Origin of the sequence: Billgrantia antri (assembly GCF_017868935.1) — a bacterium.
Taxonomy (GTDB): Bacteria; Pseudomonadota; Gammaproteobacteria; order Pseudomonadales; family Halomonadaceae; genus Halomonas; species Halomonas antri.
Genome location: NZ_CP053383.1, coordinates 929213 through 943446, shown reverse-complemented (window position 1 = coordinate 943446; position 14234 = coordinate 929213). Strand labels below are relative to the sequence as shown.

The window sequence follows — 14234 nt, the reverse complement described above, 5'->3', positions numbered from 1 at the left end:
CTCATCGCTGCAGGCAGTGGTCACCGTTTATTACGCTTACCCAACCAGCGATTACATTGACCCCTGGCGGCGACAGCTCTCCTACCACTGCCGGCCTGGCGTTTCACCAGCGGTGAAGTTCGCTATGCTGATTGGCAAACTTCAGGTGGCTGCCCGCCGCCACGGCAAAGGAAGCAAATGCTTGAATTCGAGCAAACATTGGGCGTCTTGCTGCCCTGGGAATTCTCACCGTCCTGGATCGCTGCCTGTCTGCTTGCAGCGGGCCTGTATCTGCGTGGCCTGCAGCGTCACCGCCATCAGGGCCGGGCGGTGGGCTTCTGGCGCCCGTTCGCCTTTCTGCTGGGCGTTGGTGCCGTATATGCGGTGACGCAAACCCACTACGACTACCTGTCGCAGTACATGTTCTTCACCCATCGTGCCCAGCACCTGGTCCTGCATCACGCGGCCCCGTTCCTCATTGCCCTGGCCGCGCCGTTGCCGGTTCTGGCGACCGGCATGCCGAATCGTCTTCACCACCCTCCGGGTCGGGCCGCGATTGCCCGGACCTTGCGACCGGCGTACCGTCTGCTGCAACATCCGGCGATGGCGCCACTGCTGTTCGTGGGGTTGATCTACTTCTGGCTCATTCCAGAGATCCACTTCGATGCCATGCTCAGCCGCGAGCTCTACCAGATCATGAACTGGAGCATGCTGCTGGATGGGCTGCTGTTCTGGTTCCTCGTGCTCGATCCACGCACGCCGCAACAGGGCGGCCTGGGGTACGGGATGCGCATCCTGGCGCTGCTGGTGGTGATTCCCCCCCAGATTCTGCTGGGGGCCTACCTGACCTTCAGCGAGAACGTCCTGTTCGACGTCTACGCCGTCTGCGGTCGCGCCTGGCCGCTCTCACCGTTGACGGACCAGCAGTTGGGCGGCCTGATTACCTGGATCCCCGCCTCGATGATGAGCGTGGCCGGCGTGCTGATCGTGATCCGCAGCATGCTCTCCGGCAAGGGCGACACGCGCCTGGGCGAACCGGAGCAGGAAAAAGGAGTCCCGCAGCCATGACATTCATGATGCCCCGTTACGCTTCGCCGAAGCGACGCTCCCTGCGCCACGCTCGGGCTCTAGCGCTGGCAGGGCTTCTGGCGCTGGGCGTCTTGCTGACGGGCTGCACCGATCCGGGCTGGCAGACCAAGGACATCTCCGGCCTTATGCCACCCCTGGCGTTCGAACTCACCGACGAGTCGGGAGAGGTAGTCGAGGCCGAGGCCTTTCGCGGCGATGCGACGCTGCTGTTCTTCGGCTTCACCCACTGCCATGACGTCTGCCCGGCTACCATGGCGCGTCTCGATTCGATCCTGGATGCGCTCGGCGCAGAGGCACGCGACGACCTTCGGGTACTGTTCGTCTCGGTGGACCCGGCCCGCGACGATCCCGCGTCCCTGCGCGAATACACCGCGAATTTCGGCCCCGAGTTCATCGGACTCACCGGCAGCGACGACCAACTGGATGCCCTGACACGCCGCTACCGCGTGACCTATGGCTATGGGGAAAAGAATGCCGAGGGACACTACATGGTGTCCCACCCCAGCGCGATCTTTGCCTTCGCTCCCGACGGCGAGGCGCAGTTGCTCATTCGCCAGGACGACGCAAGGGAGGCGGTGGTGAGCGATCTGCGCCGACTGATGGCCAGCGGGTAAGGCGACGGTCTACAGCCCCGCCGCCACCCGCGTGCCCTGGTCGATGGCGCGCTTGGCATCGAGCTCGGCGGCCTCGTCGGCCCCGCCGATCAGGTGCACCGCCACGCCGGCCTCCTGGAGCGGCTCAAGCAGTTCGCGGACCGGATCCTGACCGGCGCAGATCACCACGTTGTCGACCTCGAGCAGGCGCGGCTCCTCGAGATGGCGGATATGCAGGCCGTCGTCATCGATGCCCACGTATTCGCAGCCGGCCAACGCCTCGACGCCGCGGTGGCGCAGCGAGGCCCGATGCACCCAGCCGGTAGACTTGCCCAGCCCCTTGCCGGGCTTGGAAGACTTGCGCTGCAGCAGGAAGACCTGACGCGGCGTCTCGGGACGCTCGGGGGGGCGAATGCCGCCACGCTCGGTAACCGCGAGATCCACGCCCCACTCGGCGCACCAGGCTTCGCGGTCCAGCGAAGGATGCCCCACATGGGTGAGCAGCTCGGCCACGTCGAAGCCGATGCCACCGGCACCGATGATCGCCACCCGTCGCCCGACCCGCTCGGGATGCAGGATCGCCATGGGATAGCTCATCACCTTGGGGTGCTCGATACCCGGCAGATCGAGGCGCCGCGGACGCACGCCGCTGGCCAGGATCACCGCATCGAAGCCACGCAGCGTCTGCACGTCGGGTTCGCTGCCAAGCTTCACCGCGACGCCGTGCCTGTCGAGCATGACCTTGAAGTAACGCAGGGTCTCGTCGAACTCCTCCTTGCCGGGGATCTTGCGCGCCAGGTTGAACTGTCCGCCCAGCTCACCGGTACGCTCGAACAGCACCACACGATGGCCACGCTGGGCAGCGGTCAGCGCCGCCGCCATGCCGGCCGGGCCGCCACCGACCACGGCAACGTCACGCGGCGTCTCGGCCGGCTCGATCACGAGTTCGGTCTCGTGGCACGCCTGGGGGTTGACCAGGCAGGAGGTGAGCTTGCCCTGGAAGGTATGGTCGAGGCACGCCTGGTTGCAGGCGATACAGGTATTGATCTCGTCGTCGCGCCCTTCGGCCGCCTTGCTGACCCAGGCCGGGTCGGCGAGGAAGGGGCGCGCCATGGAGACCATGTCGGCATGGCCCTCGGCGAGCACGCGTTCCGCCACCCCGGGCATGTTGATGCGGTTGGTGGTGATCAGCGGGATGGCGAGTTCGGCCTTCATGCGCCGGGTCACCTCGGTGAAGGCCGCCCGCGGCACGCTGGTGACGATGGTGGGTACGCGCGCCTCGTGCCAGCCGATACCGGTGTTGATCAGGCTGGCCCCGGCTGCCTCGATGGCACGCCCCAGGGTCACGACCTCCTCCCAGGTGCTGCCCTCCTCCACCAGGTCGATCATCGACAGGCGGAAGATGATCAGGAAGTCGTCGCCCACCGCCGCGCGGATCCGCGACACGATCTCGATCGCAAAGCGCATGCGATTCTCGAACGGCCCACCCCAGCGATCCTCGCGCTGGTTGGTGCGCAGACACAGGAACTGGTTGATCAGGTAGCCTTCGGAACCCATCACCTCGACGCCGTCGTAGCCCGCCTCCCGCGCCAGGGAAGCGCAGCGCACGTAGGCCTCGATCTGTTGCTCCACCTCCGTGTCGGAGAGTTCGTGCGGCGTGAACGGGTTGATCGGCGCCTGAATCGGCGACGGCGCCACCAGCTCGGGTGAGTAGGCATAGCGCCCGGCATGCAGGATCTGCAGGCAGATGCGACCGCCCTCGGCATGCACCGCCTCGACCACGCCGGCATGGTCGGCTACCTGCTCGGCCCGCTCCAAGGTGGCGGCACCCTGGAAGACGGCACCCTCCTTGTTGGGCGCGATGCCGCCGGTGACGATCAGGCCGACGCCTTCACGGGCGCGCTCGGCATAGAAGGCCGCCAGGCGCGCAAAGCCACCTTGCGCTTCCTCGAGGTTGGTATGCATGGAGCCCATCAGCACACGATTGGGCAGCGTCAGATGGCCTACCTCGAGCGGGCGAAACAGATGAGGATAGCGCACGCCGAACTCCTCCTTGGGTCGAGTCACGGTAATTTCAAACAACTGTATGATAGCCAGACGGCAGGCGCAAAGAAAAGGCGACGCTTTCGCCCAAAGACGAAGTGCGTCTGGCTCTCGCGACAGGAGGTGCCGCGGCTCATGCCCAACGGGCGAAAGCGAAGACGGAGGGAGTATAGACGATACGAAAAGGCCCCGAGCCATAAGCTCGGGGCCTGAAATCGAATGGCGGACCGGACGGGACTCGAACCCGCGACCTCCGGCGTGACAGGCCGGCATTCTAACCGACTGAACTACCGGTCCGCATGGTGGGTGATACCGGACTCGAACCAGTGACCCCCAGCATGTGAGGCTGGTGCTCTAACCAACTGAGCTAATCACCCACGGATATCGCACTGCTGCGATGAGGACTTGCCAAACCAGGACATCATGGCGGACCGGACGGGACTCGAACCCGCGACCTCCGGCGTGACAGGCCGGCATTCTAACCGACTGAACTACCGGTCCACAACAGATGACACCAGTGATGGAAACGATGGCGGACCGGACGGGACTCGAACCCGCGACCTCCGGCGTGACAGGCCGGCATTCTAACCGACTGAACTACCGGTCCGCTGCATGTTTCCTACGTGTTCAGGATTCGCCATCGCCCATGTTTGAGCGCGATGGTGGGTGGTACAGGGTTCGAACCTGTGACCCCCAGCTTGTAAGGCTGGTGCTCTCCCAGCTGAGCTAACCACCCCTGGTCACGTGGCGCTGAATTCTACAGGGATCGGCTTGGTTGTCAATGCCCTGGCCGTGCAAAACGACCAGGGCAGCACGTTTTCTCGAGACGAAAGTGGCTCAACCCCGCGTCGTTCGTATCTTTGCTCACTGCGGCACCCGATGCGCTTTCATGAAAGCGGCGATCGCGGTCGCCCCCTCTTCGATCAGTTCCGCCTGGGTACGACCCGAGCGTCGCCGCGGTTTCCAGTCATGATCGCCATCTTCCAACCAGTGGACGCACGCCCGCTCGCCCAATACATAGCTCTCGACCTCCTCACGGGTGCCAAACGGGTCGCGACTGCCCTGCACCACCAGGGTGGGACTGTCGATTTGCGGCCAATGGGCGAGACGCAAGGTTTCCGGTTTGGCGGGAGGATGGAAAGGATAGCCGCAGAGTATCAACCCAGCCGCTCGTTGGCGCGCCGCCAACAGGCTGGCTACCCGGCCGCCCATCGACTTGCCGCCGAGCCACAACGTACCCCCTTGAGGATGTGTCAGAATGTCGCACCAGCGTGATAATTCTTCTACCAGGCGCTCAACGGGTGGTGGCGGTATTCGCCTGCCTTCATGCTCGGCACGCTGCATGTAGGCGAACTCGATGGCCAGGGTCTGCACGCCCCGTTCGGCAAGCGCATCACGCAATTGATTCATGTAAAGAGAGTGCTGCCCAGCCCCCGCGCCATGGGCGATCAGCAGGCGTCCGGCACCGCCATCCCCCTTCACCTCCAACGGCCCGAGTCCCTCGAAGTACCAGCGTCCTGGCTCCCATACGCCTCCCTGTTCATGCATCTGAATTACCTCAATGGGAACCGCATCTAATCGAGCAAAGTTGGACACACGTCAATTTCCTATACCAGTTTCGCCTGTATCCTTGGTTCAGTCTGTCAGGCGGCTGCGCTAGAATCCGCCCTGCTTTCTAACCTGCATCACCCTCAACCGGGAATCTTGCCGTGGCCTGCGCCACCGCGAGCTCTCGATTCGCGTTCGACGGGAACCTGACATGAGCACAGCACTAGAGCATCCGACCTACAACTACAAGGTAGTTCGGCAGTTCGCGATCATGACAGTGGTGTGGGGCATCGTGGGCATGCTCCTCGGTGTCATCCTTGCCGCACAACTGGTCTGGCCGCAACTCAACCTCGACCTGCCTTGGACGAGCTTCGGCCGCCTGCGCCCGCTGCATACCAACGCAGTCATCTTCGCCTTCGGCGGCTCCGCGCTGATGGCCACCTCCTATTACGTGGTACAGCGCACCTGCCAGACGCGGCTGTTCAGCGACCGACTGGCCGCCTTTACCTTCTGGGGCTGGCAGGCGGTGATTCTGTCCGCCGTCGTCACGCTGCCGCTGGGCTACACCACCACCAAGGAGTATGCCGAGCTCGAGTGGCCGATCAACATTCTGATCGCCGTGGTCTGGGTCAGCTATGCCATCGTCTTCCTGATGACCATCAAGCAGCGCAGGACCTCCCACATCTACGTGGCCAACTGGTTCTTCGCTGCTTTCATCCTGACCGTGGCGGTGTTGCACATCGTCAACAACGCCGCCATCCCGGTGTCATGGATGTACTCCACCTCGATCTACGCCGGCGCCATCGACGCCATGGTGCAGTGGTGGTACGGCCACAATGCGGTGGGCTTCTTCCTGACCGCCGGCTTCCTCGGCATGATGTACTACTTCGTGCCCAAGCAGGCGGAGCGTCCGGTCTACTCCTATCGCCTGTCGATCGTCCATTTCTGGGCGCTGATCATGATCTACATGTGGGCCGGTCCGCACCACCTGCACTACACCGCACTGCCCAACTGGGCGCAGTCGCTGGGCATGGTGATGTCGATCATCCTGCTGGCGCCCTCCTGGGGCGGCATGATCAACGGTATGATGACCCTCTCCGGGGCCTGGCATAAGCTGCGCACCGATCCGACCCTGCGCTTCCTGGTCGTGGCCCTGTCGTTCTACGGCATGTCCACCTTCGAAGGCCCGATGATGGCGGTGAAGACGGTCAACGCGCTGTCCCACTACACCGACTGGACCATCGGCCATGTCCATGCCGGCGCCCTGGGCTGGGTGGCGATGATCACGATCGGCTCCATGTACCACCTGATTCCGCGCCTGTTCGGCCGCACCGAGATGCACTCGGTCGGGCTGATCGCCGTGCACTTCTGGCTGGCCACCATCGGCACCGTGCTCTACATCGCCTCGATGTGGGTCAACGGCATCCTGCAGGGCCTGATGTGGCGCGCCATCAACCCGGACGGCACGCTGATGTACACCTTCATCGAGGCCGTCGAGGCCAGCGGCCCGGGCTACATCGTGCGCTTGATCGGCGGTCTGTTCTGGGTCACCGGCATGCTGATCATGGCCTACAACGTCTTCATGACCGTCAAGCGCAGTGAAGCCGCCAGCCAGCAGCCGATTCCGCAGTCTGCCTGAGTAACCGGGGAAACCGACACCAATGAAACACGAGATCGTCGAAAAGAACGTTGGCCTACTCGCCGTGCTGATTCTGGTGGTGATCAGCTTCGGCGGCCTGGCCGAGATCGTTCCACTGTTCTTCCAGAAGCAGACCACGGAGCCGGTCGACGGCCTGCGCCCTCTCTCCGCCCTGGAGCTGGAAGGGCGTGACATCTACCGCCGCGAAGGCTGCGTCGGCTGCCATTCGCAAATGGTGCGTCCATTCCGCGCCGAGACCGAGCGCTACGGCCACTATAGCGTGGCCGGCGAATCGGTCTACGAGCACAACTTCCTGTGGGGCTCCAAGCGTACCGGCCCGGACCTGGCCCGCGTCGGTGGCCGCTACAGCGACGACTGGCACCGCGCCCACATGTACAACCCGCGCGACGTCGTGCCCGAGTCGATCATGCCGGCCTACCCCTGGCTGTTCGAGCGCACCCTCGACGGCGAGGACACGCCGCGCAAGATGGAGGTGCTGCGCAGCCTCGGCGTGCCCTACACCGACGAGGACATCGCCAATGCCACCCGTGAGGTGCGCGGCGAGCAGGAGATCACGGCGCTGGTCGCCTACCTGCAGCAGCTGGGGACCGTACTCGAGGGCACGCGCTGATCATGGATACCGGTACCTTTCGCGGCATTATCACCGGTCTGCTGATCATCGCCTTCCTCGGCATCGTGTGGTGGGCCTATTCCCGGCGGCGCAAGCCGGACTTCGACGAAGCGGCCCAGCTGCCCTTCGCCGACGAAGACGAACAATCGAACCGAGACCGCAGCGCCTCGCAGCAGGGCTCGCATCGCGAGCAGGCAGGCGAAGCCGATTCCCGTAAAGACAGGGGAGACGAAAACGCATGAGCAATCTATGGGATGACTCCCTTTCCGGGTTCTGGAGCGCCTGGATCATCTTGATAACGCTGGGCTCTATCGCCTTCGCCTTCTGGATCCTGTATGCCAACCGCAAGACCGACAAGGTGCCCGATGCCGAAGGCAACGTGGAAACCACCGGCCATGCCGCCGACGAGATCGAGGAATACGACAACCCGCTGCCGCGCTGGTGGTTCCAGCTGTATGTCGCCACCGTGGTGTTCTCGCTCGGCTACCTGCTGCTCTACCCGGGGCTAGGCAACTTCGCCGGTCTGCTCGGCTGGACCCAGGAAGGCCAGTGGGAAGAGGAGGTGGCCCGCGCCGAGGAGCGCTTCACGCCGATCTTCGCTCAGTACGAGGAGATCCCGATCCCCGAGCTGGCTCAGGACGGCGAGGCCATGCAAGTGGCCGAGCGGATCTTCCTCAACAATTGTGCGGTATGCCACGGCGCCAACGCTCAAGGCGGCTACGGCTTTCCCAACCTGACCGACGACGACTGGCTGTACGGCGGCGAGCCGGAACAGATCCTGACCACGCTGGTCCGCGGGCGCAACGGTCTGATGCCCTCCTGGCAGCAGCTCGGCGAGGAGAACATCGAGAACGTCGCCAACCATGTGCTGTCGCTCTCCGGCCTGGAGCACGACGCCGAGCGCGCCGAGCTGGGCTCTTCGGTCTTCACCTCGGTGTGCGCGGCTTGCCACGGGCCCGACGGTACCGGCAACCAGGCGCTGGGCGCACCCAACCTGACCAACGACACCTGGCTCTATCAGGCACCTGGCCAGAGCGTCCTCGACTCGGTACGCCAGACGCTGCGTAACGGCCGTAACGGCCATATGCCGGCCCAGGAGGCCTACATCGGTGCCGAGCGCGTGCACCTGGTGGCCGCCTATATCTACAGCCTGCGCCTGAACGACTGACGACTCCGCCCGGGCGGGGCAGTGCGACCCACCGTCGCACTGCCCCGCCACCCGACGGGCTCCCGATACAATGAAGCCCACTTCATTGCCTTCCCAAGCGGGCCAGCGCGGCCCGTCGCGAGTCCGACATGAGCAACAAGATTCCCACTCGAGACGTGACCCCGGACGCCGTGGGCCACCACACGCCCCAGACGACGGTTCGCCAGGAGATGTACGCCAGGCGTCGCCACATCTACGTGCGGGAGATAAAAGGGGTCTTCCAGCGCGTGCGCCGTGTGGCGAACTGGCTGCTGATGCTGGCCTTCTTCGGCCTGCCGTGGTTGACCTGGAGCGACCGTCCGCTGATCTGGTTCGATCTGCCCGGGCGAGAGTTCCACATCTTCGCCGCCACCTTCTACCCGCAGGAGTTCGTGCTGCTCTCCTGGCTGTTGATCATCTGCGCCTTCGGCTTGTTCTTCATCACCGTATTCGCCGGACGCGTATGGTGCGGCTATACCTGTCCGCAGAGCGTGTGGACTTTCCTCTATATCTGGGTGGAGCATCGCCTGGAGGGCTCGCGCAATCGCCGCATCAAGCTCGACCGCACGCCGATGAGCCTCGACAAGGCCTGGCGCAAGGGGGCCAAGCACGCCATCTGGCTGGCCATCGCGCTGGCCACCGGGGTCACCTTCGTCGGCTATTTCACGCCGATCCGCGAGCTGGTCGCCGAGCTGCCCACCCTCGAGGCCCATGGCTGGTCCTACTTCTGGGTCGGCTTCTTCCTGGTCTTCACCTACCTCAATGCCGGCTGGCTGCGCGAGCAGGTATGCATTTACATGTGCCCTTATGCACGCTTCCAGTCAGTGATGTTCGATGCCGACACCCTGATCGTCTCCTACGACACCGAGCGCGGCGAACCCAGAGGGTCACGCAAGAAGAGTCTGAGCCACGCCGAGGCGCGTGCAGCCGGCCATGGCGACTGCATCGACTGCGATCTGTGCGTGCAGGTCTGCCCCACCGGCATCGACATTCGCGACGGCCTGCAGTATGAGTGCATCACTTGCGCCGCCTGCATCGATGCCTGCGACAGCGTCATGGACCGCATGAACTACCCACGCGGGCTGATCCGCTACACCACCGAGAACGCGCTGGAAGGAAAGCGGTCGCATATCCTGCGACCTCGCCTGCTCGGCTACTTTGCCGCCCTGGTGGTCATGATCGGCCTGTTCGCCTGGGCGCTGGGCGATCGCATGCCGCTCAATGTCGAAGTCGAGCGCGAGCGCGGCCAGCTCTACCAGATGACCCGTGACGGGCGTATCAGCAATGTCTATACCTTGACGGTGCGCAACCTCGACGAACGGGATCATGTCTATCGACTCGATGCACGCGGCCTGCCAGGTCTCACGCTCGATACCGCGACGCTGGAGGTGCCGGCCGGCAGCACGCGCTTGTTCGCCGTACAGGCCACCGTCGATCCCGCGGCGCTGGAGATGCCCAGCCATCCGATCGAGCTGCTGCTGCAAGCGCAGCACGACGAAAGCATCGCTCTCAAGCGCGAAACCCGCTTCATCGGAAATATCCGGAGATGACCGTCATGTCCACCCCCACGCCCTGGTACAAGCAGTTCTGGCCGTGGTTTCTGATCGGCCTGCTGTTCTCGGCAATCGGTGTCAGCTCCACCTTTGCCGTTCTCTCGGTTCGCTCCTTCGACGGCATGGTGCAGGAGGATTACTATGAGCATGGCCGCGCCATCAACATGGTGCTGGCCAAGCAGCAGCGCGCCCATGCGCTCAACCTTGCCGCCGACCTGCGTATCGACCCGCTGACCAGTGACATCATCGTCCAGCTCGATGGCGACGACCGTCCCGAGCGGCTCCACCTGCGCCTGATCTTCCCCACCCAGGACAACCGCGACCAGGACCTGACGTTGGAGCATGTGCGCGACGGGCACTACCTGGGTCAGGCGCCCGACAACTTGCGCCACCGCTGGTATCTGCAGCTGCAGCCCAGCGCGGAGACGCCCGAGTGGCGCCTGGTGGGCGAGGCGCGCTTTCCCAGCGACGAGAGCTTCAGCCTCACCCCCGGCGTCGAGCGGAGCAGCTGATGAGCGTAGTGACGACCCTTGACGCCTGACGACATGAGTCTGGCTGCCGGCCAGCAACCCCCGGGCCAGTGCTGCTATCACTGCGGCAACCAGGTGCCTGCCCAGGCGCCCTGGTCGATCACTCTGGACGAGGCAACGCACCCCCTGTGCTGTCCCGGCTGCGAGGCGGTGGCCCACGCCATCGTCGAGGGCGGCCTGGCCAGCTATTATCGCTTTCGCACCGAGCTGCCCGAGCGGCCCGACGAACGCCAGGCGGTCAAGGCCGAGACCTGGGCGGTATTCGACGATCCGGGCCTGCAGCAGCAGTTCGTGCATGCCGAAGGCGACGATGGCGAGGTACACGCCACTCTGGCAGTGGACGGCATCACCTGCGCCGCCTGCGCCTGGCTGATCGAGCATCGCCTCAACGCCCTGGAAGGCGTGACCGCCAGCGCCGTCAACCTCACCCATCATCGCGTCCGCGTGGCCTGGGACCCGGCCCGCCTCAAGCTGTCGCGCCTTCTCGCCGAGATGGCCGGCATCGGCTATAGCGCCCAGCCCTACGAGCCGGATGCGGCCCAGCAGCGGTTGCAGTTCGAGGAGCGCATGAACATCCGCCGTCTCATCGTGGCGGCGGTGGGCATGGCCCAGGTGATGATGTTCTCGATCCCGATCTATACGGCCGGTCCCGGCGAGATCAGCGAGGACTTCCTAGCGCTGTTCCACTGGCTGTCGTTCGCCCTGGCCACCCCGGTCGTGTTCTTCTCCGCCATGCCCTTCTTCCGCAATGCCGCGCGCGACCTGCGCGCGCGGGTGCTGGGCATGGACGTGCCGGTTTCCATCGCCATCGGCGGTGCCTACCTCGCCAGCGGCTATGCCGTACTCTCCGGCAGCGGCGAGGTCTATTTCGACTCGGTGACGATGTTCACCTTCTTCCTGCTCTTCGGCCGCTACGTGGAAGCCCGTGCACGACGCCGCAGCGGCCATACCGGCAATGCCCTGACCGGCGCCCTGCCGATCTCCGCCGTGCGCCTCGAGGCGAACGGCGAGGAGCGCATCCTGCCGGCCAGCGAGCTCGTCGCCGGCGACCGGGTGGTGATCAAGCCCGGCCACGGGGTACCCGCGGACGGCGTCATCGAGGAGGGCGAGTCGAGCCTCGACGAATCGATGCTCACCGGCGAGTACCTGCCGGTGACTCGGCGTGTCGGCGACAGCGTCACCGGCGGCAGCCAGAACATCGAGAGCCCGCTGGTGGTGCGTGTCACCCACGCGGGCAAGCAGGCGCGGGTGGCCGGCATCGTCGACCTTACCGACCGTGCCTTCGCCAGCCGCCCGCGCCTTGCGCAGATGGCCGCGCGCATGGCGCACCTGTTCGTGCTGCGTCTGCTGGTGGTGACCGCCTGCGTCAGCGTCGCCTGGTGGTTCATCGATCCCAGCCGCGTGCTGTGGGTGACGCTTTCGGTGCTGGTGGTGACCTGCCCCTGCGCCCTGGCGCTGGCCACGCCCACCGCGCTCACCGCGGGACATGGCCAACTGCGTCGGCGCGGCGTGCTGATCACCCGCGCCGATGCCATCGAATCGCTGTCCCAGGTCGACCGGGTGATCTTCGACAAGACCGGCACGCTGACCTGCGGCGAGATGCAGTTGGTCGACACCCGCCCGCTCGGCAACCTGCCGGCGGAGCGGGCCAGGGTGATCGGTGCAGCGCTGGAGGCCCACTCCGAGCACCCCATCGCCCGCGCCTTCCGCCCCTGGCGCGAAGCGACGGTAGAGGCACGCGAACGCATGAGCCTTACCGGCCAGGGCGTGGAGGGCACGATCGACGGCCGGCGCTGGCGTCTCGGGCGCGCCGACTTCGCCGCGCCCGACCATTCCCTGGCCGCCCCCGGCGAGGGGCAATGGCTGCTGCTCAGCGAGAACGGCGAGCCGCGTGCCTGGTTCGCCCTGCGCGACCGGTTGCGCGACGACGCCGCGCAGACCATTGCCGAGCTGGTGGCGCGAGGCATACACGTCGAGCTGCTCTCCGGCGACACTAGCGACGCCGTACGCGGCATGGCCGAACAGCTGGGCCTCGACACCTGGCACGCCGGCGTCGGTCCCGAGGGCAAGCTCGAGCGCATCCGCGCGTGCCAGGCGGCCGGTGAGAAGGTCGCCATGATCGGCGACGGCATCAACGACGTGCCGGTACTGGCCGGTGCCGACGTGTCGATCGCCATGAACGGCGCCACCGATCTGGCGCGCACCAGCGCCGATGCGGTGTTGCTGAGCCCACGGCTGATGCGTATCGTCGAGGCGATCGAGATCGCCCGGGCCACCCGGCGTGTCATGCGCCAGAACATGATCTGGTCGGTATGCTACAACTTCTCGGCGCTGCCGCTGGCCGCCATCGGCATCGTACCGCCTTGGGTCGCGGCGCTGGGCATGTCGGGTAGTTCTCTGGTGGTGGTGGGTAACGCGCTGCGGCTGAACCGATTTCGTCTGCGCCCTAGCCAGACACCGACTCCCGACGCACGATGGGTGAACGCATGACGATCCTCTATCTTCTCATTCCGCTCTCGCTGATCCTGCTCGGCCTGGCCGTGTGGGCCTTTTTCTGGGCGGTGAAGAACGACCAGTTCGAGGATCTCGAAGGACCGGCCCACCGCATTCTCTTCGACGAGGACGAGAACGACCTGACGCCGGAAGAGCGCGAGCGGCGACGCCAGGCCAGCCGGCACAAGTCGGCCGGCGCGGATGGCGACGACCCGGTGGAGCGCTGATGGATCCTACCGGCCTCGGCCTGCCGCCGCTGCTGGCGGCCTTCGTCTTCGGCCTGCTCGGCGGTGCCCACTGCATCGGCATGTGCGGCGGTATCATGAGCGCGCTGACCTTCGCCGTGCCGCCCAGCATGCGCAGCCCGGCACGCCTGTCGGGGCTCTTGCTCGGCTACAACCTGGGGCGCATCGCCAGCTACACGCTGGCCGGTGCCCTAGTGGCCTCGCTCGGTACCGTGGTGGCGCTGTCATCGACGGCGCGAGTCGGCCTGCAGCTATTCGCCGCGCTCATGCTGATCCTGATGGCGCTCTATATCGCCAACTGGTGGAAGGGACTGCTCAAGGTGGAAGCCCTGGGCCGGCACCTGTGGCGCTACCTGGAGCCGGTCGGCAAGCGGCTGATGCCGGTGGTTAAGATACCCCAGGCCATCGGCCTCGGCGCGGTGTGGGGCTGGCTGCCCTGCGGCCTGGTCTACTCGATGCTGGCCTGGAGCCTGGCCACGGCGGATCCGCTGCGCGGTGCGCTGCTGATGGGCGCCTTCGGGCTCGGTACTCTACCTGCGCTACTGGTCACCGGCTTCGCCGCGCGCCAGCTCAGCACGCTGATTCGCCACCCGGCGACCCGCACCCTGGCTGCCCTTGCGATCATCGCCTTTGCCCTGTGGCAGCTCGTCGCGCTGCTGCCGCAGAGTGCCACGGGCCACTGATGGCGCCGCCGCGAAGCGGCAT

The 14234-nt window shown here is 65.5% G+C and carries 13 protein-coding genes and 5 tRNA genes; 11 read left to right on the top strand and 7 right to left on the bottom strand.

The window, feature by feature from the left end:
* Positions 1-177: 177 nt before the first annotated feature.
* Together HNO53_RS04485 and HNO53_RS04480 are read left to right on the top strand one after the other, a co-directional pair.
* Complete coding sequence (locus HNO53_RS04485; protein ID WP_209476587.1) at positions 178-1047, top strand: cytochrome c oxidase assembly protein; 870 nt, start codon at positions 178-180, stop codon at positions 1045-1047.
* A complete protein-coding gene (locus tag HNO53_RS04480) occupies positions 1044-1682 on the top strand; it encodes an SCO family protein (protein WP_242597541.1) in 639 nt (212 codons plus the stop codon). Before HNO53_RS04485 ends, HNO53_RS04480 begins: the two co-directional genes overlap by 4 nt.
* A 9-nt stretch (positions 1683-1691) precedes the next feature.
* On the opposite strand, the gene HNO53_RS04475 is transcribed toward HNO53_RS04480, so the two are convergent.
* The 7 genes from HNO53_RS04475 to HNO53_RS04445 all read right to left on the bottom strand — a co-directional run bounded on the left by HNO53_RS04475 (position 1692) and on the right by HNO53_RS04445 (position 5252).
* Positions 1692-3728 (bottom strand): FAD-dependent oxidoreductase, encoded by a 2037-nt coding sequence (locus tag HNO53_RS04475; RefSeq protein ID WP_209476585.1) that lies wholly within the window; start codon positions 3726-3728, stop codon positions 1692-1694.
* Positions 3729-3924: 196 nt separating this feature from the next.
* Positions 3925-4001: transfer RNA gene (locus HNO53_RS04470), tRNA-Asp, on the bottom strand.
* Positions 4002-4004: 3 nt separating this feature from the next.
* A tRNA-Val gene (locus tag HNO53_RS04465) sits at positions 4005-4081 on the bottom strand.
* 47 nt (positions 4082-4128) lie between these two features.
* Positions 4129-4205 (bottom strand) — tRNA-Asp (locus tag HNO53_RS04460).
* A gap of 29 nt (positions 4206-4234) precedes the next feature.
* Positions 4235-4311, bottom strand: a tRNA-Asp gene (locus tag HNO53_RS04455).
* Positions 4312-4364: 53 nt separating this feature from the next.
* Positions 4365-4440: transfer RNA gene (locus HNO53_RS04450), tRNA-Val, on the bottom strand.
* A gap of 128 nt (positions 4441-4568) precedes the next feature.
* A complete protein-coding gene (locus HNO53_RS04445; RefSeq protein ID WP_209476583.1) occupies positions 4569-5252 on the bottom strand; it encodes an alpha/beta family hydrolase in 684 nt (227 codons plus the stop codon).
* Between the two features lie 211 nt (positions 5253-5463).
* Between HNO53_RS04445 and ccoN the strand changes: the two genes are divergently transcribed.
* From ccoN to HNO53_RS04400, 9 genes are all read left to right on the top strand, one after another.
* Positions 5464-6891 (top strand): cytochrome-c oxidase, cbb3-type subunit I, encoded by a 1428-nt coding sequence (ccoN, locus tag HNO53_RS04440; RefSeq protein ID WP_209476581.1) that lies wholly within the window; start codon positions 5464-5466, stop codon positions 6889-6891.
* Positions 6892-6913: 22 nt separating this feature from the next.
* Entirely contained in the window at positions 6914-7522 is a 609-nt protein-coding gene (ccoO, locus tag HNO53_RS04435; protein WP_209476580.1) for a cytochrome-c oxidase, cbb3-type subunit II, read from the top strand.
* A 2-nt stretch (positions 7523-7524) separates the two neighbouring features.
* Positions 7525-7764, top strand: a complete 240-nt coding sequence (locus HNO53_RS04430; RefSeq protein ID WP_197568002.1) for a cbb3-type cytochrome oxidase subunit 3 — start codon at positions 7525-7527, stop codon at positions 7762-7764.
* Entirely contained in the window at positions 7761-8690 is a 930-nt protein-coding gene (gene ccoP, locus HNO53_RS04425) for a cytochrome-c oxidase, cbb3-type subunit III (RefSeq protein WP_209476578.1), read from the top strand. The genes HNO53_RS04430 and ccoP overlap by 4 nt, the downstream gene beginning before the upstream one ends.
* A 128-nt stretch (positions 8691-8818) precedes the next feature.
* Entirely contained in the window at positions 8819-10258 is a 1440-nt protein-coding gene (gene ccoG / locus HNO53_RS04420) for a cytochrome c oxidase accessory protein CcoG (RefSeq protein ID WP_209476576.1), read from the top strand.
* 5 nt (positions 10259-10263) lie between these two features.
* Positions 10264-10773: a FixH family protein gene (locus HNO53_RS04415; protein ID WP_209476574.1), complete on the top strand. Its 510-nt coding sequence runs from the start codon at positions 10264-10266 to the stop codon at positions 10771-10773.
* A 33-nt stretch (positions 10774-10806) separates the two neighbouring features.
* Positions 10807-13281 (top strand): heavy metal translocating P-type ATPase, encoded by a 2475-nt coding sequence (locus HNO53_RS04410; RefSeq protein WP_209478514.1) that lies wholly within the window; start codon positions 10807-10809, stop codon positions 13279-13281.
* The gene (gene ccoS, locus HNO53_RS04405; protein WP_209476572.1) at positions 13278-13511 is read left to right on the top strand and encodes a cbb3-type cytochrome oxidase assembly protein CcoS; all 234 of its coding nucleotides are present in this window, start codon (positions 13278-13280) and stop codon (positions 13509-13511) included. Before HNO53_RS04410 ends, ccoS begins: the two co-directional genes overlap by 4 nt.
* Positions 13511-14212, top strand: a complete 702-nt coding sequence (locus tag HNO53_RS04400) for a sulfite exporter TauE/SafE family protein (RefSeq protein WP_209476570.1) — start codon at positions 13511-13513, stop codon at positions 14210-14212. The genes ccoS and HNO53_RS04400 overlap by 1 nt, the downstream gene beginning before the upstream one ends.
* Positions 14213-14234: the final 22 nt, after the last annotated feature.